Here is a 25379-nt window from a genome sequence, read left to right on the forward strand (position 1 = left end):
GAACGAAATAAAGTATTTTACAGTCTAATGGAGGAAGGAGGCGAAAAGAATGGAATTCGAAATCACAAAGCGTGCCATACGTGGAGATCATCAAGCGATACTTTCTCTTATTGAAGTGGACGAAGAAATTTTATATCGCATGGCCTTTACATATATGAAAAATGAGCAAGACGCTTTAGACGTGATGCAAGAGCTAGTTTATAAGGCGCTTAAAAAAATGCATACCGTTCAACAACCCGAATATGCCAGAACATGGCTCGTACGCGTCTTAATCAATTGCTGTAAAGACCATTTGCGAAAACGTCAAAAAACCGTTCAGATCGAAGAATATCATGTATTTGAATGGGCCATTTACTCAGATATTGAGAGATTATTAGCGCAATTAACCTTGTCAGAGCAACAAATCGTCTATATGAAATATTTTCAACAACTTAAAAACAAGGAAATTGCCGAGCTCAATCAAATTCCAGAAGGTACTGTAAAGTCTAAACTTCATCACATTCTAAAGAAGCTTAGAAACTTCGCAAGAGAAAAGGAGGACTGGCTATGAAAAAACCACCAATTGATGTGCCAAAGGAGCAACTTCAACAAATTCGAATGGATGTATTGCGCAAAGTACAGCGAGAAAAAAGAACAAAGAAGCGTATGGCTTCTGTAGCAATCGTATTTTTGTGTTGCTTAAGTCTATTACTTTCTATTCGCGTTTCGCCAACTGTTGCTAGCTATGTTGCAAAAATACCTGGCCTGGACGCCATTGTATCAGCGGTAGTAAGAGATAAAGGGATAAAAGATATTGTGGAGCATAAATATTATGAAGAAATTAATAAGACGCAGACGAAAGATGGTCTATCCCTTACATTACAAGGCGTGATAGCAGATCAGTCAGGTTTTGTCCTTTACTATGATGCGGATGCTTCATTTGAATTAAATCTGGAGGAAGTCCAATTGTTCCAAGGAGACGATGAAATTAAATGTGGTTGTTCATTTACGATGGGTGGGGGAAATCAAGCATTTATTTCATCTTCAGTGGAATATAGTTTTTCTGAGCCAATGGCCTATACTTCACGGGACTTTACAGCCGTATTTCGTTTTAAAGATAAGAATCAAGGGGAAATTGAAATGACGATACCGTTTTCCTTACAAAACGAAATCGCGGAGGAAAAAGTTTTTATTGCTAATCGTACTGTTGAAGTCGAAGGTCAAAAGTTTACTATTACAAAAATTCGCCGTACCCCACTAAAATTGGCACTCGACATTGAAGTAGACAAAGCAAATACAATGCAAATATTAGCACTTGATGATATTGCAGTCGTAACGGAAAGTGGTGAGCGTAGAGAAAGCATTCGTAGTAGTCATTCAATGAACGGAGATATTCGGGACGGCAAATATACGCTCTATTTGCAAAGTAATTATTTTGATAATCCACAGTCATTAACGGTATTGATAGGCGCTGTTCAAGCTGTTCCAAAGGGGGAGGACTTTATCGAAGTTGATTTTGGTAGACAAGAAGTACTCTCAAAACCTGATTTTTTAGATTGGGATATTTCTGTAGAGCAACAAAGTTTAAAAACGGCTGCAAAAAATTGGGATGGTCGTATACGACATATATTTTATAGAAGTGGTTTAAAAGCAGATGGCACGACATTAGCATATAAAGGCGGCACATTTTCAGATGATGATGAGTATCTCTATTCAACAGAGTCCTTTGATCAATATAATGGTAAAGCTAAAATATTTTTCAACTATTACTATAACCCGATTGGGGAAGATATTGAAGTAAAGATTCCATTGCAATAATTTTGCTGGTATGGTTTTATTGGCGATTTCACCTATCTTTAAGGCGATAGTGTTAGATTGAACGCAATCAATCTAACACTATTTTTATTACGTAGGACTATATTTCTTCATTAAAGTAGATTTTATAAAATTTTCGATTTGTTTCCTCATCAAAGCCTACCTCAATAAGCTCTTCCAGTTGCTCGATATCACGGACGTTCACTTGAATTTCAATCGCGGAATCCAATTTAATTTTACGTTTATAACTTTTTTCAGCTTTAGCAAGGGCACTTTCGGAAATCACGGTTTCATAGGGCTTGACTGAATTGACGATAATGTCTTTTTGCGTTGAATCGGCTGCATCGAATACAGTTTCAATATAATCGTTGACTTGAAATTGTTCTTCACTGTGGAAATAATCGAGCGTTTTATTTAGCAAGCCTAACTTCTCGGTATTGGTAAAACGATCTTCTTTCAAAATATACTTCTTACATTCTGTTAATGCCAAGTTTGTTTTATGGTAATGTTCATCAGCTACTTTAATTTTTAAAAAACGTTCTTGCCAGTACACGACATCTTCTTTTTTCTTCGTTTTCATAAAGACAACTGGCGCTTCATCAGCTCCCATATCAACGATGACAGCCATATTATTCATTTTCTTAACGTTAATGCCGTCGATGCCATTAACAGTCATTTTATTTTGTTCATTTTTTATATCTAAAAACATTTCTTTTTCTTCAATTTTGACAATGGCAATAACTTTCTTTGGCTCTGTAGACAGAAAACAATTGTCAAATAAGCCAATAAACAACTCGCCACTTTTAATATTCGGATGCCCAGATGCACTATGTAAGTGCGTAGCGATATGCTTGGATTGTTCTAGAAAACTAGCGTCCTCATCAAAAATAGCTTTTACATACGTATACACTTCATTTAAGCCAATAGCTGTTTCATGAAAAAATTCATATTGCTGCTCAAAGTCGAGTTTGTTAAATGCTAATTGTGTAAATGCTGCTTCCAGCATAACTTCAGGTTGAGAAAATGCTTCCTCTCCATAGACAAGGGTATCGCTTACATAATGTACAACATATTGAGCTAATTTACTTTCACTAACTTCTAACATACTTTTCCACCTTCGATATATTTGTTTCGATAATTTACCATAGCACACCCCGTACAATTTTGATATGGATTTTATATGTTGATAGACCAGGAGTTGGTGTGGATTCGGATTTTACTTTAATGGAATACTAGTGTTTTGATATAATTAAAAAAGGAAAATGGGTTAGGAGGATGATGAATATTCGCAATAAAAAAATATGGTTTTTGTTGATTGTAGTTGTGATTTGGCTAATATGGTATTCCACTAGACCACTAATTACTTTTGATGAGGCTGTACCAGCATTGGATATTGCGAGCATCAATAATGTTTTAATTTCAGATATGAGACAACCATATTATCTTGATCAAGAGGAAACAGAGCGTTTTATTTCGATACTAGATAGTCTCTTTATGAAAAAGAAAATAATTCCTAATAAACCAGCTTTTAATGAGGATGCTTTTATTTACTTTTATTCAGCGAATCCAGAAGTATCCTATACAATAATCGTAGACTATGAAAGAAACATCATTGGCATTATTGAGAGTCCTAAAATGATGAAGCAATACATTCTTGAGAATGGTTCTGAATTTTTTTTGTTTATACAAAGTTACTTAAATCATAATGAGGTAGTCGAATAGATTCGACTACCTCATTATTTTATACAGGGATTCGATTCCCTTTTTCATCGTAGAAGGCGTGGATTTTCCCTACTCCTGTTACGCCTTTGAAAAGGACATATGGATAACTCACTCTTGTTCCCATAGAAAAAACACCTCCAAATTGAAATTTAAGTATCTATACCCGTATTTCATTGTCTAACAATCGGAGGTGCTGTTTTTGTGTACGATTGAGATATTTTGAAATAATGCATGAAACATGTGGTGATCTACAGCTTAATGGTTTCTTCAAGCTTTCCATCAATGAACAATTGGAAAGCTATAATTTACATGCTCCGCCACTACCAATAAGCGCAATAATAAAATTGGCGGTTGTTGAATGTTTTTGAACACCCTTTAAAATAATTGTTTTAGTGGCTAACAGTGTGGTTAACCGCTCATCTTCTAAATCTCTTAATGTTTCACAAGCCGCATCAATGACAAAACCTGAATGAATTTTAGCGAAGTCCATATTGGTCAGAGACATTAGATTTTTAATAATATCCATCTATTTTTAATTGAATTAAACGAAAAATTCTGATAAATTATTAAAAAATAATTGAAAGGAGGTTTAGTACATATTTTAAAGGTGGAGTTCTTTAGTAGTTAACTATTCATATCGAGTGAATTAAAAAGGTGTGATTATGTTGAAAAGGATTTCTAAAAAAACAATACTATTTTCGCTGCTTTTGGTTATGATGATTGCTGTATCGTACTATCTTATTGGGCAAAAAAAACCACAACCCGAGGTGACAAGTGAATTGACTGAGTTTTTGCCAAATGGTGAAAAGAAGGTAAGAGTGATGGAAGAAGTCGATGAAGAAACAACGCAGTGGCGGAGGGCAAAAGAGGCAGATATACAATCACTCATAGCAGAACAAACAGGTTTAAAAGGTGAAGATGTTCTAGTTTCGGCAACCTCTGAATCAAGTATAGGTGATACGGAGAATCAAGAAATAACATGTTCAGTTGTACTACGCACGGAGTCAACATTTGATGACCAAATTATTCAAAACGTAGTAGATGGGATTATCCATGTTTTCAAACAAGATTCGAAGGAAGCAAATATTAGTAAAGAAAACATTGTCATTGCCAATAATACAGATGTCCTCTATTAAAAAGACAACGGCTATGTAATAAAAAGTAAATAACCTGTTGGAAGTAAAGAGGGCCAATTTAACAGCACTTCACTATCACAAATGATATGCTCTCAAAATTTTATTTGTTTTAAATGCCTACACCTGGGAGCATATCCTACTTCATTGGGTGCTTTTTTTATGCCGATAATCAATCATTTTATTTAGAAAATTATATAATAGAATTGAATAATAACAAATAACATTTCTGCAAATAATACAATTTTGCTAGGTGGCAATTCTACGTTCAGCTTGGAACGTATTACGAAAAGAAGGTAATTTTGTGCGGAAAAACATTGCTGTTTTTAATTTGAGTATCGCTTTTATTTTAGGCATACCTTTTAAAATATAAAGGGGGAAGGAGTAATGGGGTCCCTTCAGGTTTATGCGGATTTACAACTTCCCTGCTGTTAAACTATCCATATAGATGGATGAAACTCATCAACACATTGACTTATTTTGTGAAACACTTTACAATAGGTTTAAACAATTAAGCATTATAACGGAGTGAGCAATGAGCATGGACGAATTTATTGGAAATCAGAAGGCAATTCATATTTTCGAGAATCTAAGCCTCTATTTTCATGGCTTGGGAGACCCTATTCGGCAGCAAATCATAGCGTTGCTGATCGACAAGGAGAGTATGAATGTGACCGAAATTACAGAACTTATTCCCATGTCACGACCTAACGTCTCTCATCACCTGAAAGTATTACGGCAAGCAGGGCTGCTTAAGGTTCAGAAGAAGGGGACGCAAATGTTCTACAGTCTTGAGTTTGACGAAGTAATAGCGCTTATGAAACAGCTTGTCCATTTCGTTGAAGAGGAATGCCAGTGCTAATGTCATTAACTTGACTAGCACAGGTCAATCCTTTTTTTATAAGCATTACGTTTATAAGATTAAACATTTAATCATTTAATTATTTAAAAGGAGATTGATAATATGAACAGAAAAATGGTACTTATTGTAGGAGGATACGGTGCAGTAGGCAGACAGATTGCTCAAATATTACACGATCGGCACCCCGAACTGGATATCACTTTGGGAGGAAGGTCACCGGAAAAAGCGGCACCTTTCGAGTCCGAACGGGTCCAAACAATCGTAGTTGATAATAATGCGGATGATCCACTACTTTATGTAGGCGACAATGTATCGCTGATCATTAACTCAGTCAACGATCTGCAGGATCGGCTGCTTCTGTCAGCAGTTAAAAGGAAAATTCCACTCATCGATCTTACTCGCTGGACAGAGCTATTCCAACAATCGGTCACCAAGTTAAAAAAAACAGATCTTCATTCCTCTGTCGTGCTGTCTTCAGGATGGATGGCGGGAACTGCTTCACTATTCGCCATGCTGCATTCGACCTCACTTCAGAACGTCGTCGTTAATATTCATGCGCTATACTCGCTGCAGGACAAAGCAGGACCTGATTCTGCGGCGTACATGGATCGTATGACCATTCCATTCTATATTATGGAACCTGAAGGAAGACGTCTTGTATTTCCAATGACAGAGCCGGTGAAAGTCCAATTTCCAGATGGATATACTGCAAAATGCTACCGGCTTGACACTCCAGATCATGTAACATTGCTAAAGGCTGGCAATGTCGACTCAGCCAACTTCCGCATCTCTTTCGACAGCAAAGTCGCTACCTCGATGCTTGTCGGAATGGTTAAGAGCGGAATATGGAAAATGATAAGTGGAGAGAGATTCCGTTCACTTAGACGAAGCCTGCTCTACAATCCGGGTACTGGCAGTGCACATCACATCCTTATTCATCTGAAGGGACGAGATCAGAATGGGCATTGGGTTGAACGAAAAATCACAATTTCTGATCCGCTTGGTCAGACTCATCTTACCGCCTTAGGAGCTGCTGTCCAAGCAGAAAAGCTATTGCGCATACCAGAGGACAAACCGCTGGCTCCGGGAATTTATTTTCCAGAAGATCTACCTGATGTACGGATGGATACCTCTGAAATTAGCAATTTTTTCAAACAAAATGGAGTTCTTATATCTCACTAACTCAAATTTCGCAGGACGAAATCGGCATATAAATCCTGACAGGGGTCCCGTCAGATTTATGCGGATTTACAACGTTAAGAAATATACACGATTTTATGCAAAGTAGAAGAACAAACCAAACAAGTAAAAATACTGCTACGTCAACCGTTTACGCCACCTGTATAAAAAGACATATAAGTAATGTTCATAAGAAAAGACACAAAACGTTGATTTAACAACATTGAAGTGACCCCTAAAAGTTAGACACGGTTAATTCATTAGGTAGCTTGTGTAAAATGAGTTCGGTATTGCACCGGACTCATTTTTAATGTGCGCCCGGTATGTGTATAAACTATAGGGTGCAAGTCCCGAGCCATGAAGACAGAAGTAGAGGTTAGCCAAGAGCAAGGGTGTCCATGGCGACGCCGAATCTGAAGGAAGCTGGCGGCAAAGCACTGGTCCGAGGAACACGAATCTCATATGCGGCTAGATACGGTTGAGTGAGTTTTCATTACAAAAAAAAGCTCTTTCTGTCAAAGGCTGTAGCTAGTAATGAGGCTGATAAATGGTGTGAACGGATGTGCTTACCCTAACACCGACTAGAGTTGTTATAGTCTGTTATAGTTTTTTAAGACATAAAAAAGTTGATTCCAAAGTTTGAGAATCAACCTAAACATTTTTATTCTGTTATAGTGCCCTTTTACGGAAAATTATTTTGAAGAATAATTCTATTTAGGGTACCGTATAATAGTTTTTTATTACGTTTCAGTTCTACCAATAATCCGAATTATATGGTAATTTCTATTTTATTTTTTTACAAGTGATATTCTACATGATTCAGTTCAAATTCTTCTCTTGTCATCCCATAACAAATACCATCATAATAGGCCCCTTTTGTAAAAATGATATTCCTTAGTTGCCCCTCTTTCATGAATGCTAATTTTTCATGCAGTCGCATGGATGGATTATTGAAAGAATAAACAGTTGCATTTACTTTTTGATAAGCAAGCTCCAAAAAGAAGAAGCGAAAAACCATCAAAATCATTTCTTTGGCATAACCTTTACCTCTATATGATTCAAATACAGCCAAATAATACTCAAAGGTACCATTCTTTTGATCACAATCAAATGTTTCAATCATACCAACAATATTATTATCTCTATCCACTGCAATAAAACGGAATTCATCTTCTTCCAATTGTTCTTCTATCCATTCTCTCATTTTATCAACCGAACGTGGAAAATGAAGTGAGTCCATATTTCGTAGAATTTCATCATCTAATGATTCAAATATAACAATATCTTCAGGTTGAATCGCTCGCAATGTAAGGTTTTGTCCTGCCCAATAAGTAACTACCATATTAACTTTTCCTCCGTTATTTGTATTTCAACAATTGAATGAACATGTTGCTTCGTTACATCTAAATATTAACATAAATAACCAAAACGAATAACAAGTGATACTCATTTAAATGGCCATTTAAAATAACGTGTCCATAACTCTATAGTATAGATACTGTAAAATTGGTGTAGTAGTATCGAGGTATTAAGTTTTCTTATGTGCTCACGTTCCGTCACATGAGCAAAACCTCGCTTATCAATCATACGTAACGGTTGCTGGTAATTATACACTTCAAATTTATCCAGTTCACTTTTATATTCAACCATATATTTTTCTTGATGATTTATATCTGTTGAAAGCTTTTTATTTGCAATTGTTAATTGATTTAAAGTTTTTTCAAGATATGTTATTTCGTTTGTACCTATCATATAAATCCCTCTATCTAAATTTTTCACCCAGTTTATCAAAAAGAATCTTGCTGGTGTTATAGTGGAGGGTTATCATTTTAATCCAACACTTAATTCGCTGTTTCAAGGTTTAAAAATTGTATATTTGGAATTTTTTTGCTAAATAAAAATATTTATTGCAATAGTAATTCTATTTTCTGAAAAATTAAACAAAACTTTATATATCAATTTGCAAAGGTTTATAAGACTCTATAAAAAGAAAACTATTCAATAAATCAGAATAAAGAAAAGTGTTATTTAACTAGATATTTTAAGTTTTTTAGAGAAAAAATGTGTTGATTTATATTTTTGTATTTTGTAGAATTCAATTTAAGTAAGCGCTTAACTTATAATCCAACTGGAGGATTTACAATATGCTTAAAGGGATTGAAATCATCATAGAAGCATTAGCAGAAAGTGAAGTGCTTATTCAAAAAACCAATAATCACAATATCTTTGCAAGCCGTTTATATTTACCAGAAGAATGTACGAGTGAGGAGGCTGGTGCAAATACGTTAGATGAAACGTCTTACCGTACAATCCGAACGATTTTTGATTATTCAACTGCCCCTTATTCAAATTTAGTTATTGGGGAAGTGATTTCTCACCCTGGGCGTTGGTCAAGCTATCCTCCACATCATCATAAACAGCCAGAAGTGTATTACTATCGATTCAATAAAGAGCAAGGGTTCGGTTGTGCAATGGTTGGTGATGAAGCGTTTCGCGTCAGGCATAATAGCTTTCTTACCATACCTGGAGGATTAGACCATCCGCAAGCGACAGCCCCAGGCTATGCAATGTATTTTTGCTGGATGATTCGTCATTTAGAAAATGACCCATGGACAGAACGGATATTTGAAGCCGAGCATAAATGGCTTCTCGAAAGCGATTGCAAAGTTTGGCCAAATACTTAATTAATAGCGATATCTCAATAGCTAGTTGTCGTTATTTTGTCGACAACTAGCTATTCTCCATTATGTTTCCAAATCAGGGTAGTATAAATCTTTACGTAAACAGACATCTCGATGTGTCAATGTTTCACCTTTAAAGCGTAACCAAATCTCGTCATCTGCCATAACGCCATGTGTTTTACGGACAATGCCCCAGCGATTATAGGCTTGTAAACCTAGACTCTCAAGAAGCTCCTGTGCATTCATACGAGTAGGGGGGAAAGTCCGCCATTTCAACCAACGTTCTAATTCTTCGAGGGTAATATGCCCTTCCATGTTTGGTGAAAATTGCTTATTGAAATCTTCAATATAATTAACGACATAAGGTGTACCACCATTAGCTGGCTTTAAATCTACAGAAGCAATTACCTCGTCCATCCACATGACATCAAATTTCATAAAATCAATCATCATTATCACCTTCTATCCATAACTTTTGAAATATAGGGTCGTTCAGTTGTGATAGTAAAACGGTTTTTGCACGGCCAAAATCTAAAGGACTATCTTCCAGGCGTGCCATTAAAAGCTTTTTATTAATAAACGGTGGGCCGTCATAAAGTGAAAGTTGCTTTGCAAACGATGAATTAAGTGGCTTTGCTTTTACTTTTCGTTTTAAAATGGAAATCGGTTTACCTTGTGCATAATCTTTTTCATCAGATAATAGGCTTAGCCCATTGTCAAAAATAGGGGCGAGTGACCATGATTTATGTTTAGGGTCATACAAAAAAAGGATGTTATTTGTATGACGGTCTTCATTTAAAATGAGTGCATCAAAAGCAAATAATTGTGCCAATTCTTTTCGTACGTTAAGTCCTGTAAAGCTTTCAATTTGTGCAGATAGTTGCTGAAATTTCTCTGCTGTTGATAGTGTCTTGTCTGAAGTAATAGCATCAGTTGAGGTGAAATTTGCCTCAAATAACCGTTCGAGTGTAACTTCTTGTAAATCTCCACGAAAATCATATGAATAACATCCTTTAGTCATTTCACCATCAGGTAATTCAATTTCACAAGGAAAGTATTGAACGTAGCGGTTGATAGGCAAACTGGAGCAGCTAAGTACAAGAGTCGCCAATACTTCTGCATGACCTTCATAGCCACGGGCATTTTGTTTTACCCATTTGTCGCCAATACGCCATTTTGATTGGTCGCCTTTACTAGATGTACTAATTATAGGCTGTGCCGATTTAGGAATACTGACTCTTTCGATTCGCATTGTACCACGTCCTTAATATGACTTTCCTCTATTATACATAAGTGATACTTTAAAACCCTATAGCTTTAGCAGTTTTTCGGTAATAATGTATGGCATATTCGATAAAAATGATTTACAGTATGGAGTGGTGTTAGTAGACTCGTATATTCGTTTTACCATAAGGTTTGATTTAGCTAAATCAACATAAACAAAGAACGAGCATCGGTTGTGTGCACGTTCTTTTTTAGTACCTTTTCAGTTGTGAAAAGAGCTTAATACGCACCTATCAGTTTGAAAGGGGCATTCGCAGTCGAATGATGAACAAGAACTTTAAAAGAGTTGTAAAAATCGTTTTATTAGTCGTGGTATTAATAGGTTTACTTGTAGGATACGCTTTTAAAATTGAACCAAAGATGCTTGTCGTTCATTCGTATCATTTGAATGAAGACAAAGGCGCATCAGTTAAAATAGTTCAAATATCAGATATTCAAGTTAGTGAAACATATACCGTCAATCAATTAAATCGTTTAGTCGAAAAGATTAATCAAATTTCGCCTGATATGATTGTGTTTACGGGGGATTTATTCGAAAATTTTTCTACGTTTCCACAAAAACAAGAAGTCACTGATAGTTTATCGCAACTGAAGGCGACAATGGGGAAATTTGCAGTATGGGGTAATCGTGATTATGGTGGCGGAGCTTTTAAAATCTATGAAGATTTATTAATAAATGCTGATTTTACATTATTGAATAATAGCGGCGTTACGGTTCCAGTTTCGAATGATAAAAAGCTATTTATCGGAGGAATGGATGATGGGTTACTTGGAAAGCCAGATATAGACCTGTTGCTATCGCAAATGAATGATACGTATGATTATGAAATTGTACTTATGCATGAGCCAGATATGGCAGAGCTTTTACAAGATACTTCCGTTAATTTGCTGTTAGCTGGACATAGTCATGGAGGGCAAATAAGGATTCCCTTTATGAAAACTATAAAGACGTCGTTGGCTGAAAAATATGATGATGGATTTTATACGATTAATAAAGACAATGGCATGCAGCTTTATGTCAATACGGGTATTGGCACGTCTAGAATCGCTGCTCGTTTTATGGTGCCGCCTGAAATCGCTGTTTTTACTATTCATTTGTAAGTTTAAAGTTGTGATGAATAATCTCATAGTTATATACTTTAATAAACTGATGATATAGGAGTGGAAAAACTATTGGCACGATCTAAAATATTGTATATTGTTTTTAGCCTAATGGCAGCAGCTTTTGTTCTGACGGGTTGTGGGACGTCAAAAGAGGAGAAGACAGCGGAAGAAAAAGTAGATTATGCATCGGCTGTGAAAGAAAATCCAATTGTGACGATTACAATGAACGATGATAAAAAAATTGTGGTTGAACTAGAACCTAAAGTAGCGCCGAATACAGTGGCAAACTTTATTTCCTTAGTAAACGAAGGATTTTATGATGGACTTATTTTTCATCGTGTAATTCCTGGCTTTATGATTCAAGGGGGCGATCCTTCAGGAAATGGATCAGGTGGTCCCGATTATTCGATTAAAGGTGAGTTTACTGAGAATGGCTTTGAAAATAATTTAAAACATGAACGCGGTGTCATTTCAATGGCACGGACAGGTGATCCAAATTCTGCGGGCTCTCAATTTTTTATTATGACGGAAGAAGCGTCACATCTTGATAAACAATATGCTGCATTTGGCAAAGTGATTGAAGGAATGGAAACGGTAGATGAAATCGTTGCTGTGGAACGTGATGCCACAGATAAGCCATTAGAAGATCAAATCATGAAAAAAGTCGAAGTGGATACAAAGGGCTTTGACTACCCTGCACCAGTAGTGCAAAAATAGTACGCACATTAAAATACACGTTGATTGGCTGCGATGATGCGCAGCTGGTCAACGTGTTTTATTTAGAGGAGCGAAAAGATTTTCGTTCCTCTTGTTTATTTTAGTAATTCTAAAACGCCTTGGCTTGTTTGATTTATGTGGGCCATCATGGATTGAGATGCTTGTAATAATACTTGGTCTTTTTGTAATTTAGAAATTTCCTTAGCCATATCGGTGTCGCGTAATTTAGACTCTGCAGAAATAAGATTTTCTTTAGCATTATTAACATTAGTTAAAATGTGTTCTAATGCATTCTGATATGCCCCGTATTTTGAACGTTCTTTCGAGACATATAGGCTAGCATTGTCGATGAAGGCAAGCGATTGTTCAGCATCTTCGCGTGTTAAGACGTTAAGACCATCAATACCAAGGGAAGTAGTACGCGCATCTGTTAATACAACTTTAAAATGATGTCCTGCATTTGGACCTACTTGTAATAACAAATAATCTGAATCAACTGTTGACGGTGTCCAAGTACTATCTGTTACAGTTGGAGGAACATCTAATCCATAGAAAGTATTCACTTCTAGCGTTTCTCCAGGTGTAAGTGCACGTTCATTCCATTTTAATGCATAACCGCTGTCACCAACTGGGCGATTATTATCAGTCCAAGCGGGAGATTGAATATTTGTGTATTGACCAACACGGAATTCATCTGGAGCTATTAGAATATTGTTGCCAGTAATTGTACCTTTTGCTTTTAATTCTGAATTCCCTGCATTATTAAAGACTTCAAATGAATTAGGCACATCGCTTCCTACAAAACCTTTTTCATATGCCAACTGTTGATTATCAACTATAATTGGTGCTCTATCATCGGTATCCAACATTGTATCCATATGGAAATAGAATCCGACATTTTGAGGGCTACTACTTGTATTTTCTATACTATATTTAAATTCAAATTGATCTTCTACTAATTTTACAAATTGAGTAACTTGTATATCATTTATGGAATAGACAGTTTTAAATATACCATTCGAATAAGTTGTAGGCTGCAATATATTTGCTTTTAAGTTACTAGAACTACCATTTACTAATAATGAAGGTTGGGTTGTTGCTTTACCTGCACCATAAATTAAAATTCGATTATCATCATTTTCACTACCCGGATAGCCAAGATTTGTTCGCAAGTCAAAGCTACCATCTGGCGTAACATTTAATGCAAGATATTTATTCATTATATAATTTTCTGCACCTTCAATTTCAAAGTAACCTGATAACTTCTCTTGGCGTAATGGATGCAACATATTGTATTCCGTGTTATTTGCAATGTCATTAATACCGCTTTTAATGGCATCAATCTCTTTTTGAATTAGTGCACGGTCTTGGTTTGTCAATGTATCATTGCATGCTTGCAGTGTAAGCTCACGCAAACGAATTAAATTTGGATTTTGAATTTGGGCAAGCCCTGATTCAGCAGTTTGGATAAGTGATATTCCTGCTAGTCCATTTTGCTCCGCTTGTTCCAGCCCGCGAATTTGCCCTCTCATTTTTTCGCTAATACCAAGCCCTGCAGCATTATCGGCAGCTTTATTAACTTGGTAACCAGTAGATAATTTATTAAGTGTTTTATTCAACTCAGTATTTAGATGGTTATAACGATTTTGAGTAAATAGACCTTTGCTTTGTTGAATTTTCATAACTATTCTCCTAATATTATATATAGAACTATTTTATTATTATAACCCAATATTCTACAAAACAAGAAATGTAGTGAAATAAACTTTAAGGGATAGATAAACAGATAAAAAGTACGGGGTAATCAAATGTTTTTATTGGTATTTTTATTTTATATAAACAATAATGTTAAATTGTGTTATTGTTTAAATGTTGTTGTTAAAGATAAAGGATTAGAGAGGGGACGACAATGGAAATAAAGATATTAACTAAGAATGATTTTATATATTATTTAGAGTCACTAAATGAACTTTTTAGAATTTCATTTAATCGTGATATTCATCCGAATTTTCTAAAATGGAGGTATTATGATAATCCTTGTGATGATTTATTAGTTGCTGTTGCGATAGATAATAATAAAATTATTGCAAATTATTCTGCTTCACCTCATTTAATAGAGAATGATAAAACTACATATAAAGCTGCACTGTCAATGACAACAATGACACATCCTGATTATAACGGTCTCGGTTTATTTACTAAATTAGCTGAACTATTATATCAAGAGATGATTAGAAGAAATTACAGTTTAATTTGGGGGTTTCCTAATAATAACTCTCATGGCATTTTTAAAAATAAACTACAGTGGCAAGATATTTATGAAATTCCGACATTTACATTAAATCTATCCACAGCAAAAATGAATGATTTAGACGATCTTTATAGTTATGGTTTTGACAATAGCTTTGACAAAATAGTTATGTTTTCTAAAGAAAAACAATATCAGGTCAAAAAAAGTTCAGCGTATTATAAATGGCGTTATTTAAATAATCCTGTAAATGAATATTACAATTATTATTTGAAAGATTTGGATGTATATCGAGCTAATATTATTTATAAGGAATATGGAGCTAGTATAGATATTGTTGAAATCAACGGATTAACGGATGTTGATAAAATTAAATTAATAAAGAAATTAATAAATATTTTTAAAGAGCAGAAAAAAGAGCAAATAAATTGCTGGCTAAATGTAAATGATCCACTTCATAGTGCTTTTGAGAGAATTGGGTTTACAAATACTATGCCTATTACATATTTTGGAGCTAGAAGCCTTGATGAGAATATAAACATTCGTTCTTATAAATCGTGGAACATTTTTATGGGTGATTCAGATGTCTACTAAAAAAATAGTTGCTTTTACTGGAATTCGTTCAGACTATGATTTACTAAGCAAATTATATAGCGAAATAAATAAAATCGAGGGTTTTGAACTAAAATTAATTGTTAGTGGTGCACATCTTTCTGAAACGATGGCATACTCTGTGCAAGAAATAATAAAGGATGGCATTCCTATTTTAGCAAAAATTGAATCTTTATTAGACTCTAATAGTCTTGCTGGTAGGGTCAAGTCTTTATCTATTCTAATGCAAGGAGCCATCCATTCAATAGTAGATTATAATCCAGATTTAATAATTGTAGTTGGTGATAGAGAGGAAGTCCTAACTGGAGCAACGATTGGGACCTATTTAAATATACCTGTCGCGCATTTTTTTGGAGGCGATCATAGTACGGACGGTCATGTAGATAACCCTATCCGCCACGCTACTTCCAAATTAGCTAATATTCATTTTGTATCTAATGAAGTTTCAGAAAAAAGATTGCTTGCAATGGGCGAAGAAAAATCAAGAATTTTTAACATTGGTAGCCCTTCATTAGACAAATTTAAAGATACACCCATTTTAACTAAAGAAGAAGTGTTTAATAAGATAGGTATTTCAATGGATATTGAAGATTATGCATTGTTGATTTTTCATCCTGAAGCACAACATGAGCGGGACTCTGGAGAACATTTGAGTAATATATTGGATGTTTTAAAAGAAAAAAATATTTTTACATTTGTAGGATATCCAAATTCGGATAGTGGTCAAGTAGAGATTATCAATACATTAAAAAAATATTCTTCTGATACTAATTTTTTTATGTATAAAAACCTTCCAAGAGATATATTTGTAAATCTTTTTAGAAATAGTTCTTTTTTAATTGGGAATTCAAGTATGGGGATTTATGAAGCACCTATGATAAAAAAGCCAGTAATTAATGTAGGTAATCGGCAAGTCGGAAGATATTCTACTGAAAACGTTCTATTTGTTGATAGTTCTAAACAATCGATAAAAAATGCAATTCATAGACTATCAAATGTGGATTATATAGAAAAATTACAAAATGTAAAATCTATTTACGGGGACGGTCAATCCACACAAAGAGCATTAAAATTTTTACAAAATTTAAATTACAGTGATTTTATATATAAAATAACAGACCCATTGGAGGACTTAGATGAATGAGTAAAAATGTCGTGATTGTAACACCTCACCCAGATGATGAAACGCTAGGGTGTGGGGGTACTATTTTAAAACATGTAGAGCATGGTGATAAAATTTTTTGGCTAATTATTACTACTATGGGTAGCTTTTTTAAAGAAGAAGCTAAATTGAAAAGAGCTAAGGAAATTGCAAAGGTGGCAAAGCAATATAACTTCAATGAAACCTTTGAGTTGGGATTTGAAGCGGCTATGTTAGACCAAGTCCCAGAAAGTAATTTAATTGGAGCAATTAGTAGTGTTTTTCATAAAATTCAACCAAACATAATATACGTACCCTATCCAAGTGACATTCATTCTGATCATAAATTTGTGTTTGATGCAACTATGGCTTGTACTAAATGGTTTAGATACTCATCTGTAGAAAAAGTATTAGCTTATGAAACTTTATCTGAAACGGATTTTACAATAAATCCTGATGCAAACAATTTTAGACCTAATGTTTATGTTGATATTAAAGACTATTTACAGCGTAAGATTGAAATTATGAATATTTATGAATCAGAAATTAGTAACTTTCCATTTCCAAGAAGTGAAAAAGCTGTTTCATCACTTGCTTATGTTCGTGGTGCTGCAAGTGGCTTTGAGGCTGCAGAAGCATTTATGTTATTAAAAGAAAGGATTATATGATTGTTAGTAGGGTGCGCCAATATTTTTCTATCAAAGAATAACTGAAAGGGAGGCACAAGGTGTCCTCTTTCAGTTTTTTATTTTTGGAGTGCATTTTTTGATATTTCTAGGATTGAAGAAGGTATATACTCTTTTTGCATGGAAATAAGCCAAATAAAATCATCTTCAGCAATAATTTGAATGTCGTATCCAAGTTGGATGAGTTGCTCTGCTTTTAAATGTTTCGTGCTTTTGCCTCGTCGGTTATGACCGAGAATAACAAAAGCGGTGTCCTTAGTGACAGCCCCTTGCATTAAACCGCCACAAGCTCGTGCTTTTTTTGCAGCTTCTGCGCGTGTCATCGTAGAAAGAGCCCCTGTAAAGACGATTTGTTTATTATAAAATGGATGCATTATACGTTCGGTTAGATTAGTAAGAAAGATAATGTCATCGTTGTCCTTATTGGTGTTCATATAGATTCTCCTAAGAGCTTAATATTAAAGGGCGAGCCACTTGTTCGTAGGCTTGCATTTAGGCAATAACTACTGCTACTGTATTTGTAAAATAGTACTTTCACGTAAATAAGTAACGTTATATTGAATGGCTAATTGTTGTAAAAAACAAAGAAGCGCTGGTATTTGACAAGTAAGAAGCAGTTGCTCGTATGTTCGTTTTTCTTCTATTGAGGCTACTTTACGGAAATATCCCCACATATGCTGACAAGCATTGCGCATGCTGCCTTCAGTTGGCGTTTGTTGTAATGCAACTTCGATTAATTGTTTAATTTGTTCATGGCTCATCATGTCGCGCATGGCCAGACGGAGTTGATTGTAATGCTTTTGGCTATGAAACATAACGCGATATTTTTCTTCACGCCATAATTTTTCTGTTAGTTGACGTTGCATCTAATCACCTTTCACATAACTGTTTCAAACTCATTCTACTTGATTTAATGAAAACATCAAAATGTTTTTATGCTGGTATAGTAAAGCATTTATTAAAAATAGGGGAATTTGGGTAAGCTGATACAAGAGCTAGCGTAATAGTATGCAAACTATATTTTATCATTCAATGACCTATCGTAATGATTGAATTACATTTAGCAAATTGGTATATTAATGTATACATATACAATCGATGATGTGACTAAGTAAATAAGAAATGTGAAACAGAAAATATAGCCTAGGCTGAGAGCTATAGCACCCCTTCTTATTGAACCCTACCACGGAGATGTCAGTTAACAACTAACCGAGTAGTTTCGTTACAAACGTTTAGAGGGCATATTATTAATTATGCCGAACTAAGGTGGTACCACGTCAACTAGCGTAAAGACGTCCTTTATTAGGATGCTTTATGCTTTTTTTATGAACTTGATTTGGGCCTAGCTAAGGGATGAAGCCGAAAGATATGGATGCATGCCTTGACCGAATTAAGTTAAATGCTTCGCTGGGTAACATAGATTTTAAAAGGAGCTGTTTGAGCAGGCTCGAATAAAGTCTAGATGCTATTTTGTCGAAGTGAAATAGATTTTTTCAAAATAGGAGGAAAAAAGATGTCTCAAAAAACAAATGATTTTTCAAAATGGTATGTGGAAACGATACAAAAGGCGGATTTAATGGATTATACGCCGGTTCGTGGTTGTATTGCCTTTAAACCAGACGGCTATGAACTGTGGGAACATATTCAAGCGGAGATGGATAAGCGTTTTAAGGAAACAGGTCACCGCAATGCCTACTTCCCGATGCTTATTCCAGAATCTTTTTTCCAAAAGGAAAAGGATCATATTGAAGGATTTTCGCCAGAGCTTCCTTGGGTGACCGAAGCGGCAGGTGAACAATTAGAAGAGCGTTTAGCGCTGCGCCCAACTTCGGAAACAATGATTGGGCATTTGTATTCAAACTGGATTAAAAGTTATCGAGACCTTCCTGTTTTAATCAATCAATGGGCCAATGTATTCCGTTGGGAAAAGAAAACGCTGCCGTTTATCCGTACTTCGGAATTTTTATGGCAAGAAGGCCATACGGCGCATGTTGATGAAGAAGATGCACGGAAAGAAACAATGCAAATGTTAGCTATTTATAAAGAAGTTGTCGAAGGATTATTAGCAATTCCAGTCTATGATGGACAAAAAACACCGTCAGAACGTTTTGCTGGAGCAGTTGATACATTTTCAATTGAAGCGATGATGAAGGATGGCAAGGCCGTACAAGCAGGGACATCTCATTATTTAGGTACGAAATTTGCCGAAGCTTTTGATATCAAATATTTAAATAAAGAAAATAAACATGTCCATGTGCATACAACATCATGGGGTACGTCTACCCGTTTAATCGGTTCTGTTATTATGGTGCATGGTGATGAACAAGGTCTTGTTTTACCGCCAAGAATCGCTCCAACGCAAGTTGTGTTAATCCCAGTTGGTCCTTGGAAAAAGAACCCTAAGATTATCGAGAAATTAGATGAAATTTTTACTGCGTTAAAAGCAAAGGGCATCCGTGTGCGTCTTGATGATTCAGACCAATCACCTGGTTATAAGTTTAATGAATGGGAGCTAAAAGGTGTACCTGTGCGTATTGAATTGGGACCACGTGATTTAGAAAATCAGCAAGGCTTAATGAAAGCCCGAGATGAAGAAGAAAAAGTATCTGTTTCTTTAGAAACAATTGTAGAAAGCATAGAAACAGAACTTGAAACGATGCAAACGCGCCTATTTGAAAAAGCAAAAGCTTTCCGTTCAAACAACTCTCATACCCATATCGATTCAATGGAACAGTTAAAACAGCATTTAGCTCAATCAGAACAAAATGAAACAATCCCAGGTTGGATTTTAGCGGGTTGGTGTGGAGATGATGTGTGTGAAGAAAAGGTAAAAGAAGAAACAAAATTTACAACTCGTAATATACCATTTAACCCACCCGTTACAAAGCATACTTGCATTCATTGTGGGAAAGAAGCACAACATACAGTTTGGTTCGCCCGCGCTTACTAAATCTAACTTTGTATGGTAGAAAGCATGTTAACATGCTCAGAGTATTGACAAAGAGGCTGGGACATAACTAAAAAAATTTAAGGAACAGAGGAAAGGTGTTCATAAATTTTTGCTATATGGAGAACTTGCTATTCTTGCTTTAGCAATAAAAAAATAGAAGGGTGCACTAGTTGTTGGTAGCGAAGGCGGTGACTCCTGCTCAGAACGCACACAGCGTAAGACGCGGGCATTCCGCGCGTTAGCGAGGGTTACGGCTTACTGTGCTGAGCGGAAAGCACCGCCGAAGCGGACAATAACGGCGTAGCAAAAAAGTGTTAGATTGACTGCCATCAATCTAACACTTTTTCTCTTGGTCCCAGCCTCTTCTAACTGAATTGTGCTTAGATTTAGAGTATTTCGTTATGATTTCCTCTCTTTGAAATGTATCTTCTACTAACATTTTAATGCTTGTATTTGTAGTCTCCAGAATAGCCCCTTCTCCAAAAAAATGGAAAAATACAGCAATATTGCTTTTCTCGTCTTGATGTATATAGCTGATTTTGAGGTTGTCCCTCATATGGAAACAATAATGCAGTCACCTATTGAAAAAAGCTCTTCTTTACACTGTGTTACATTCCTTTTAATTTATTTTTACCTGTCAATAGAGCGTATCCTTTATGAAATACAGCATTTATAGTGAGTTACTTAAATTCTTTCTTGCTATATTTGTACTAATAAAATTTATGAAACTATAGTTGCGTAATTATGTAAATTAATGCATTATATTGTTAATAGGTATTAATATTTATGAATATATTTACATTTTTAGTATTTTAGGTATAATAGTTAATGATTGGAAAAAAGGATAACTGTCATGAGTCATAGATGACAAATTTAATGATTAGCTCTAAAATAATTGTAAATAGATGGGCTTTTCCATTCATACAAAAGAGCGAAATCACCTTTATTATTTATGCCTCTGATGCCGTTTGAAAGTGGTGATACATAACAGTCAAAATTAAGTATGTTAAATGTAATGAATTCTTAGCAATATGTGCGCTGCCTGTTGTTCATTCTAGGAAGCACAACTCCTTTGTTATTTTAAGGTGGAAGTATATTTACTTGAAATACCCGAAGTCAAACACCAAGGATATCTGCATTGTTAACTATTCATTTTGATTGTTAGAAGTAGCTCAAAGCCAAATCGCAATTAAAATAAATAATTGGTAAGGTGAATGATGGAAGAAATAAAACAATCATTAAGGCGAATTATCAGTAATTATCAACTATCGGATGAGTTTAGCCGTTGTTTAACCTCCTTGTTAGATCAACATGAAGGTGGTGATTTTAGTGATTTAAGTAAATTGCATTTTCAATTGAATGGCGGTATATTAACGAAATCTATCCAGGAAGTTTTTAATCTTTTGGAACTCTGGATTCTTTTTACAGATATTGTTGATGATATCGAAGACGGTGATGAATCAAAATGGGGAATAGAGGGGAATTTATTGCTTAATGCTTCGACAGCTTTCGTTAGTATCGTTATGTTGGAGCTACAAAAGGTAGAAATACCTTATAAAAGTGAGGTTACTCGTTTATTTTGCCATTACTTACTTCAAGCAGTTGATGGTCAGCATCATGACCTAATCAATCAGATTACATCTGAAGAAATGTATGTAGCTGTTGTTAAGAAGAAATCCGGTTCGTTAATAGCACTTTCTTCATTGCTCGGAGAAGTATTAGCAACTGGAAAGTATTCCGAAAAGCTTGAAATGAGTGCGTACTATATTGCAATGGTTGCACAGTTAAATAATGATTATGGCGACTTATTAAACTTACAAAAAGATTTACAAAACAAAAAAAGAACATTGCCAATATTGTATCTATTACAATATGAAGATTCAGCATTTGATGAATTACGCTTGTATTATAGTCAGCAGGTCGATTCAACAAAGAATATGTGCATTTCGCCACAGCAAATTGAAGCTTCAGGGTTATCTATATACATGCATCTATTACAGTCTAAATATCGAAATCTAGCACTTGAATTACTAAAAGAAATTTATCCAACTCAAGATGTATCGCTATTCCAAAAATATATTTAAGAGGTGAAGGACATGTTAGAAATCGTTCAATATATTAATAAAAATCGCAATATTTTAGATCTTTTAAAAGAAAAAAGAGTTTCACTTTTAAATGTAAATGAACTAGAGCAAAATTTAATTTTAGAATCCTTTGAACATGGTGAAAAGAAAACATTAAAGGATTCATATTTAATGTATTGGCGTCCGTAAACAGATGGAACAAGGAAAAGCTAAAATCTTAATTTCGCTTTTTCTCACTTTTTTCATACAGTTGTATTGTTTATCAGTTATCGTTAATGGGCCTATTATTGGAATTACCCTGGCTCAATCACAAGATCAAAGTTGGTATATTCAACAGATTGAAGAGGAAAGTTGGGCAGCATCTCAAAATTTAGAGCCCTATACGAAAGTTTTAGAATTAGATGGGATGAAGCTGTCAGTCAATACTTCATCCCCTTTTCTAATTACACAAGCGCATAGCATAACAATATGGCATGAAGGAAAAGTGGAAAAGTTAATCGTCTCGAATAAGAATATAAATGCACAATTAATAAAGCAATTAATAATGCCGTTATTATATACCTTAATCACAACTGCTTTTTGTCTTTTTTTATTTAAACAAATACTTACTAAGAACAAACAGTATTTGATTTTTCATTTACAGTTTACGGCATTAGCGTATATAAGTGCAGGTGCTGCAGGACGAGGAGATTTCATTAGTATTGTTATTAATTCATTAGCGATCTTCCTTAGCATTGTGAATTGTATTTTCTACTGTAATTATTTTTTAAGAACAATGAGTGATGCCTTTCAAAAAAAGTTGCGTAATGCTTTTTATGTTATCGGTATAATGATTGTAGTGATAAATATAGTGCGGATTTTCATGGAAGATCTTCTGAAAGTACAAATTATATTTGAACTATCAGTCTATTTAATTTTATCCTGCTTACTAGCAATTAATATTATTGTCGCAGCTAAAAGCAATGCTAAATACTATGCCAAGCCATTATTCTGCATCTTTTTTTTAGGAATTGGACCGTTTGCATTATGTTATGGCATTCCAACAATTTTTAATGTGCATCCATTTCTACCTGCAGATGTGACGGCGTTGTTTTTATTAGTGGTCCCTATTTGTCTGATTTACTTAGAGATGGCAGGGAATTTTGTTAACTTACAATATGCGCTTGATCGCATGTTTTCACATTTACAATTGGCGATTCCATTCAGTCTCATGTTATCGTTTATTTTACTAACTCTTGAGGAAGTACGCTCGTTTTACATATATAGTCTTTATTTTTTGATTACGTTTATTTCATCCATCTTACTGTTGTCATACAAGGAAAGTATGGAAGTACGGAATGCTCGTTATTTAAGTACTTTAAAGAACTATAATTTTTCCAATTTTTATCGCTTTATTAAATCATCAGCACATTATGCTACTAACTTCGACAAGCTTATGGAGTATATTAAACAAGAGCTAAATCTAATGTTAATGTTGAATAATATTGAGATTATAGAAGATCATTTAACACAATCTCTTGGTTATATAGAAGAACATAAGTGTCGTGCTATTTGTCCAAATTTAATTTATAAACATGACACGAAATACATATTGGTACTCTATGAAACAGTAGACTCTAAGTTGTTAGCAATCACAGACACAAAATTTCGTAAAATACCGTCCGAATCTTTAAAAATGCTTGAACTTTTTTTGTATTATGTTCAAAGCATTATCGATAATTCACTTAAGTTGGATGAACTTATGGCACAACTGACGAAGTTAGACAAATTGCAAGCACCTCGATGGTACAATAGGCTATGGATTTTGTCTTCAGAGAAAGAACGTTTACGGTTATCTACAGAGATACATGATACGATTTTACAAGATTTGATTCGTATGAGTCGTAATATGGAAGAAGCTGCAACAAAAGAAAAAGATGACAAAGAGGCTTTTATGCATTTGCGTGAAGAAGTACTGGATATTGTGGATAATACAAGAGAAATTTGTGAAAATTTATATCCGCCTTTAATCGATAGACTTGGTCTCCACCGCTCGTTAGAGGAGTTAATACAGAAATGTAAAATTCGGTTTAACTTTTTGATTAAAGAGGATTTTCAAAGGATTGAAGGTTTATCATTGCAGCAATCCACTACAATCTATCGTATTATTCAAGAGTTGCTCTCCAATGCAAATAAACATTCACAAGCACAGTCCGTCTATATTTCATTAACATCCCGAGCACAAAAAGTTTTTATTGACTATTGGGATGATGGAATTGGTATTGATATTGATGAAAATATTCAACAAGACTGTATGAAAAGTATAGGACTAATGGGAATGAAGGAGCGTATCAAGTATTATCAGGGGACATTTTTAATAAGCTCAAATCAGCCACAAGGGACAAATATTAAACTATCTATGAAAATAGGTGAGGATTTTGAAAATAATGGTATTGGATGACCATATTGCTATTGGTGAAGGCACACGGGCCATATTGCAAGCTGAACTAGACTGTCAAGCAGTGGTGTTTACAGATCCCTGTATTGCATTACAGCACTTATCTGAATCATTTTATGATATTTACTTAATTGATTTTAACTTAGCAGGGATGGATGGACTGCAATTTATTCAAAAGTTACTTAAAATTCATCCTGAAGCAATCGCGATTATTTATACAGGTTATAATATCGAGAAATATTTACCCGAATTATTAAACAAGGGGATATCAGGATTTATTAGTAAAACGGAAAGTAGAAAACAATTGATTGATACAATTCAATATGCACTTGAAGGGAAAGTTATTATTTCACTTTCGCTTCTTAAAAAGCTGTGTGTACATAATGTTGGAGCTAAAGAGTCTATAAACTTGACAGAGAGAGAACGACAAATTTTAGATTTTGTCAGAGATGGCTATACTAATAAGGCTATTGCACTAGAAATTCATTTAAGCCAACGGACAATAGAGAAAGTATTAACAACCATTTTTTCTAAGCTTGGTGTTGAATCACGAGCAGAGGCAGCTGTTAAATGGAATGAATTAACTACTTTAGAAACTGATAAATATCATTTTAATTAGGTATAAAGATTCGACTGAGGTTCATAAATTATGCGTTTTTTGCTAATAATGCAATAATTTTTTGTAAAATTAATACACATCTAATAACGACAAAACACTGGTAAAGTGTTTTGTCGTTTTTTTTAC

At 34.7% G+C, this 25379-nt stretch carries 25 protein-coding genes, 1 pseudogene and 1 other annotated feature; of the genes and pseudogenes, 17 read left to right on the plus strand and 9 right to left on the minus strand.

Annotated features, from left to right (window positions below; translation table 11 throughout):
- Positions 1 to 49: 49 nt before the first annotated feature.
- Both MKY08_RS05420 and MKY08_RS05425 read left to right on the plus strand, forming a co-directional pair.
- Positions 50 to 550 carry a sigma-70 family RNA polymerase sigma factor gene (locus MKY08_RS05420; RefSeq protein ID WP_069509955.1) on the plus strand — a complete coding sequence of 167 codons (501 nt, stop codon included), beginning with the start codon at positions 50 to 52 and terminating at the stop codon, positions 548 to 550.
- The gene (locus MKY08_RS05425) at positions 547 to 1797 is read left to right on the plus strand and encodes a DUF4179 domain-containing protein (RefSeq protein ID WP_024361589.1); all 1251 of its coding nucleotides are present in this window, start codon (positions 547 to 549) and stop codon (positions 1795 to 1797) included. The genes MKY08_RS05420 and MKY08_RS05425 overlap by 4 nt, the downstream gene beginning before the upstream one ends.
- Before the next feature lie 97 nt (positions 1798 to 1894).
- Here the strand turns inward: MKY08_RS05425 and MKY08_RS05430 are convergent, their stop codons facing one another.
- Positions 1895 to 2899 (minus strand): nucleoid-associated protein, encoded by a 1005-nt coding sequence (locus MKY08_RS05430; protein WP_069509953.1) that lies wholly within the window; start codon positions 2897 to 2899, stop codon positions 1895 to 1897.
- Positions 2900 to 3069: 170 nt separating this feature from the next.
- On the opposite strand from MKY08_RS05430, the gene MKY08_RS05435 reads away from it, so the two are divergent.
- Positions 3070 to 3516, plus strand: a complete 447-nt coding sequence (locus MKY08_RS05435; protein WP_141705568.1) for a hypothetical protein — start codon at positions 3070 to 3072, stop codon at positions 3514 to 3516.
- A gap of 298 nt (positions 3517 to 3814) precedes the next feature.
- Here the strand turns inward: MKY08_RS05435 and MKY08_RS05440 are convergent, their stop codons facing one another.
- The gene (locus MKY08_RS05440) at positions 3815 to 4006 is read right to left on the minus strand and encodes a hypothetical protein (protein ID WP_069509949.1); all 192 of its coding nucleotides are present in this window, start codon (positions 4004 to 4006) and stop codon (positions 3815 to 3817) included.
- 172 nt (positions 4007 to 4178) lie between these two features.
- Between MKY08_RS05440 and MKY08_RS05445 the strand changes: the two genes are divergently transcribed.
- The 3 genes from MKY08_RS05445 to MKY08_RS05455 all read left to right on the plus strand — a co-directional run bounded on the left by MKY08_RS05445 (position 4179) and on the right by MKY08_RS05455 (position 6693).
- The gene (locus MKY08_RS05445) at positions 4179 to 4652 is read left to right on the plus strand and encodes a hypothetical protein (protein WP_141705567.1); all 474 of its coding nucleotides are present in this window, start codon (positions 4179 to 4181) and stop codon (positions 4650 to 4652) included.
- 538 nt (positions 4653 to 5190) lie between these two features.
- Positions 5191 to 5511, plus strand: coding sequence for a metalloregulator ArsR/SmtB family transcription factor (locus MKY08_RS05450; RefSeq protein WP_069510759.1), 321 nt, complete (start codon positions 5191 to 5193; stop codon positions 5509 to 5511).
- A gap of 102 nt (positions 5512 to 5613) precedes the next feature.
- Positions 5614 to 6693 carry a saccharopine dehydrogenase gene (locus tag MKY08_RS05455; protein WP_069509946.1) on the plus strand — a complete coding sequence of 360 codons (1080 nt, stop codon included), beginning with the start codon at positions 5614 to 5616 and terminating at the stop codon, positions 6691 to 6693.
- Positions 6694 to 7486: 793 nt separating this feature from the next.
- On the opposite strand, the gene MKY08_RS05460 is transcribed toward MKY08_RS05455, so the two are convergent.
- Both MKY08_RS05460 and MKY08_RS05465 read right to left on the minus strand, forming a co-directional pair.
- The gene (locus tag MKY08_RS05460; RefSeq protein ID WP_069509944.1) at positions 7487 to 8032 is read right to left on the minus strand and encodes a GNAT family protein; all 546 of its coding nucleotides are present in this window, start codon (positions 8030 to 8032) and stop codon (positions 7487 to 7489) included.
- 104 nt (positions 8033 to 8136) lie between these two features.
- The gene (locus MKY08_RS05465) at positions 8137 to 8442 is read right to left on the minus strand and encodes a hypothetical protein (RefSeq protein WP_069509942.1); all 306 of its coding nucleotides are present in this window, start codon (positions 8440 to 8442) and stop codon (positions 8137 to 8139) included.
- Positions 8443 to 8831: 389 nt separating this feature from the next.
- Here MKY08_RS05465 and MKY08_RS05470 point away from each other — a divergent pair.
- Positions 8832 to 9374, plus strand: a pseudogene (locus MKY08_RS05470) (5-deoxy-glucuronate isomerase); the annotation flags it as partial.
- A 60-nt stretch (positions 9375 to 9434) separates the two neighbouring features.
- Here the strand turns inward: MKY08_RS05470 and MKY08_RS05475 are convergent.
- Positions 9435 to 9821 (minus strand): hypothetical protein, encoded by a 387-nt coding sequence (locus MKY08_RS05475; protein ID WP_024361564.1) that lies wholly within the window; start codon positions 9819 to 9821, stop codon positions 9435 to 9437.
- Positions 9814 to 10623 (minus strand): hypothetical protein, encoded by an 810-nt coding sequence (locus MKY08_RS05480; protein ID WP_141705566.1) that lies wholly within the window; start codon positions 10621 to 10623, stop codon positions 9814 to 9816. Before MKY08_RS05480 ends, MKY08_RS05475 begins: the two co-directional genes overlap by 8 nt.
- 293 nt (positions 10624 to 10916) lie before the next feature.
- Between MKY08_RS05480 and MKY08_RS05485 the strand changes: the two genes are divergently transcribed.
- Positions 10917 to 11756, plus strand: coding sequence for a metallophosphoesterase (locus tag MKY08_RS05485; protein ID WP_218107209.1), 840 nt, complete (start codon positions 10917 to 10919; stop codon positions 11754 to 11756).
- Positions 11757 to 11867: 111 nt separating this feature from the next.
- A complete protein-coding gene (locus tag MKY08_RS05490) occupies positions 11868 to 12476 on the plus strand; it encodes a peptidylprolyl isomerase (RefSeq protein ID WP_069510754.1) in 609 nt (202 codons plus the stop codon).
- A 95-nt stretch (positions 12477 to 12571) separates the two neighbouring features.
- Here MKY08_RS05490 and MKY08_RS05495 read toward each other — a convergent pair whose 3' ends face one another.
- On the minus strand, positions 12572 to 14158 hold the full coding sequence (locus MKY08_RS05495; RefSeq protein ID WP_069509940.1) for a flagellin: 1587 nt from the start codon (positions 14156 to 14158) through the stop codon (positions 12572 to 12574).
- A gap of 227 nt (positions 14159 to 14385) precedes the next feature.
- Here MKY08_RS05495 and MKY08_RS05500 point away from each other — a divergent pair, with 227 nt between their 5' ends.
- The 3 genes from MKY08_RS05500 to MKY08_RS05510 are packed head-to-tail and all read left to right on the plus strand — an operon-like array spanning position 14386 to position 17145.
- Positions 14386 to 15318, plus strand: coding sequence for a GNAT family N-acetyltransferase (locus tag MKY08_RS05500; RefSeq protein ID WP_069509938.1), 933 nt, complete (start codon positions 14386 to 14388; stop codon positions 15316 to 15318).
- Positions 15308 to 16480 carry a UDP-N-acetylglucosamine 2-epimerase gene (gene neuC, locus MKY08_RS05505; RefSeq protein ID WP_069509937.1) on the plus strand — a complete coding sequence of 391 codons (1173 nt, stop codon included), beginning with the start codon at positions 15308 to 15310 and terminating at the stop codon, positions 16478 to 16480. Before MKY08_RS05500 ends, neuC begins: the two co-directional genes overlap by 11 nt.
- Positions 16477 to 17145, plus strand: a complete 669-nt coding sequence (locus tag MKY08_RS05510) for a PIG-L deacetylase family protein (protein ID WP_069509936.1) — start codon at positions 16477 to 16479, stop codon at positions 17143 to 17145. The genes neuC and MKY08_RS05510 overlap by 4 nt, the downstream gene beginning before the upstream one ends.
- Before the next feature lie 77 nt (positions 17146 to 17222).
- On the opposite strand, the gene MKY08_RS05515 is transcribed toward MKY08_RS05510, so the two are convergent.
- Together MKY08_RS05515 and MKY08_RS05520 are read right to left on the minus strand one after the other, a co-directional pair.
- Complete coding sequence (locus tag MKY08_RS05515) at positions 17223 to 17597, minus strand: BRCT domain-containing protein (protein WP_069509935.1); 375 nt, start codon at positions 17595 to 17597, stop codon at positions 17223 to 17225.
- A gap of 75 nt (positions 17598 to 17672) precedes the next feature.
- Positions 17673 to 18029, minus strand: coding sequence for a YbgA family protein (locus MKY08_RS05520; RefSeq protein ID WP_069509934.1), 357 nt, complete (start codon positions 18027 to 18029; stop codon positions 17673 to 17675).
- A 223-nt stretch (positions 18030 to 18252) separates the two neighbouring features.
- Positions 18253 to 18466 (plus strand) — a binding site (T-box leader).
- Between the two features lie 210 nt (positions 18467 to 18676).
- Between MKY08_RS05520 and proS the strand changes: the two genes are divergently transcribed.
- From proS to MKY08_RS05545, 5 genes are all read left to right on the plus strand, one after another.
- On the plus strand, positions 18677 to 20113 hold the full coding sequence (proS, locus tag MKY08_RS05525; protein WP_069509933.1) for a proline--tRNA ligase: 1437 nt from the start codon (positions 18677 to 18679) through the stop codon (positions 20111 to 20113).
- Positions 20114 to 21327: 1214 nt separating this feature from the next.
- Complete coding sequence (locus MKY08_RS05530; RefSeq protein WP_081327888.1) at positions 21328 to 22197, plus strand: class 1 isoprenoid biosynthesis enzyme; 870 nt, start codon at positions 21328 to 21330, stop codon at positions 22195 to 22197.
- Positions 22198 to 22209: 12 nt separating this feature from the next.
- Positions 22210 to 22386: a competence pheromone ComX gene (gene comX, locus MKY08_RS05535; protein WP_103977245.1), complete on the plus strand. Its 177-nt coding sequence runs from the start codon at positions 22210 to 22212 to the stop codon at positions 22384 to 22386.
- A gap of 4 nt (positions 22387 to 22390) precedes the next feature.
- The gene (locus tag MKY08_RS05540; protein ID WP_069509930.1) at positions 22391 to 24637 is read left to right on the plus strand and encodes an ATP-binding protein; all 2247 of its coding nucleotides are present in this window, start codon (positions 22391 to 22393) and stop codon (positions 24635 to 24637) included.
- Positions 24624 to 25253 (plus strand): response regulator transcription factor, encoded by a 630-nt coding sequence (locus tag MKY08_RS05545; protein ID WP_081327887.1) that lies wholly within the window; start codon positions 24624 to 24626, stop codon positions 25251 to 25253. Before MKY08_RS05540 ends, MKY08_RS05545 begins: the two co-directional genes overlap by 14 nt.
- Positions 25254 to 25379 lie beyond the last annotated feature (126 nt).

The organism is Lysinibacillus sp. FSL M8-0337 (assembly GCF_038593855.1).
GTDB lineage: Bacteria > Bacillota > Bacilli > Bacillales_A > Planococcaceae > Lysinibacillus > Lysinibacillus sphaericus_D.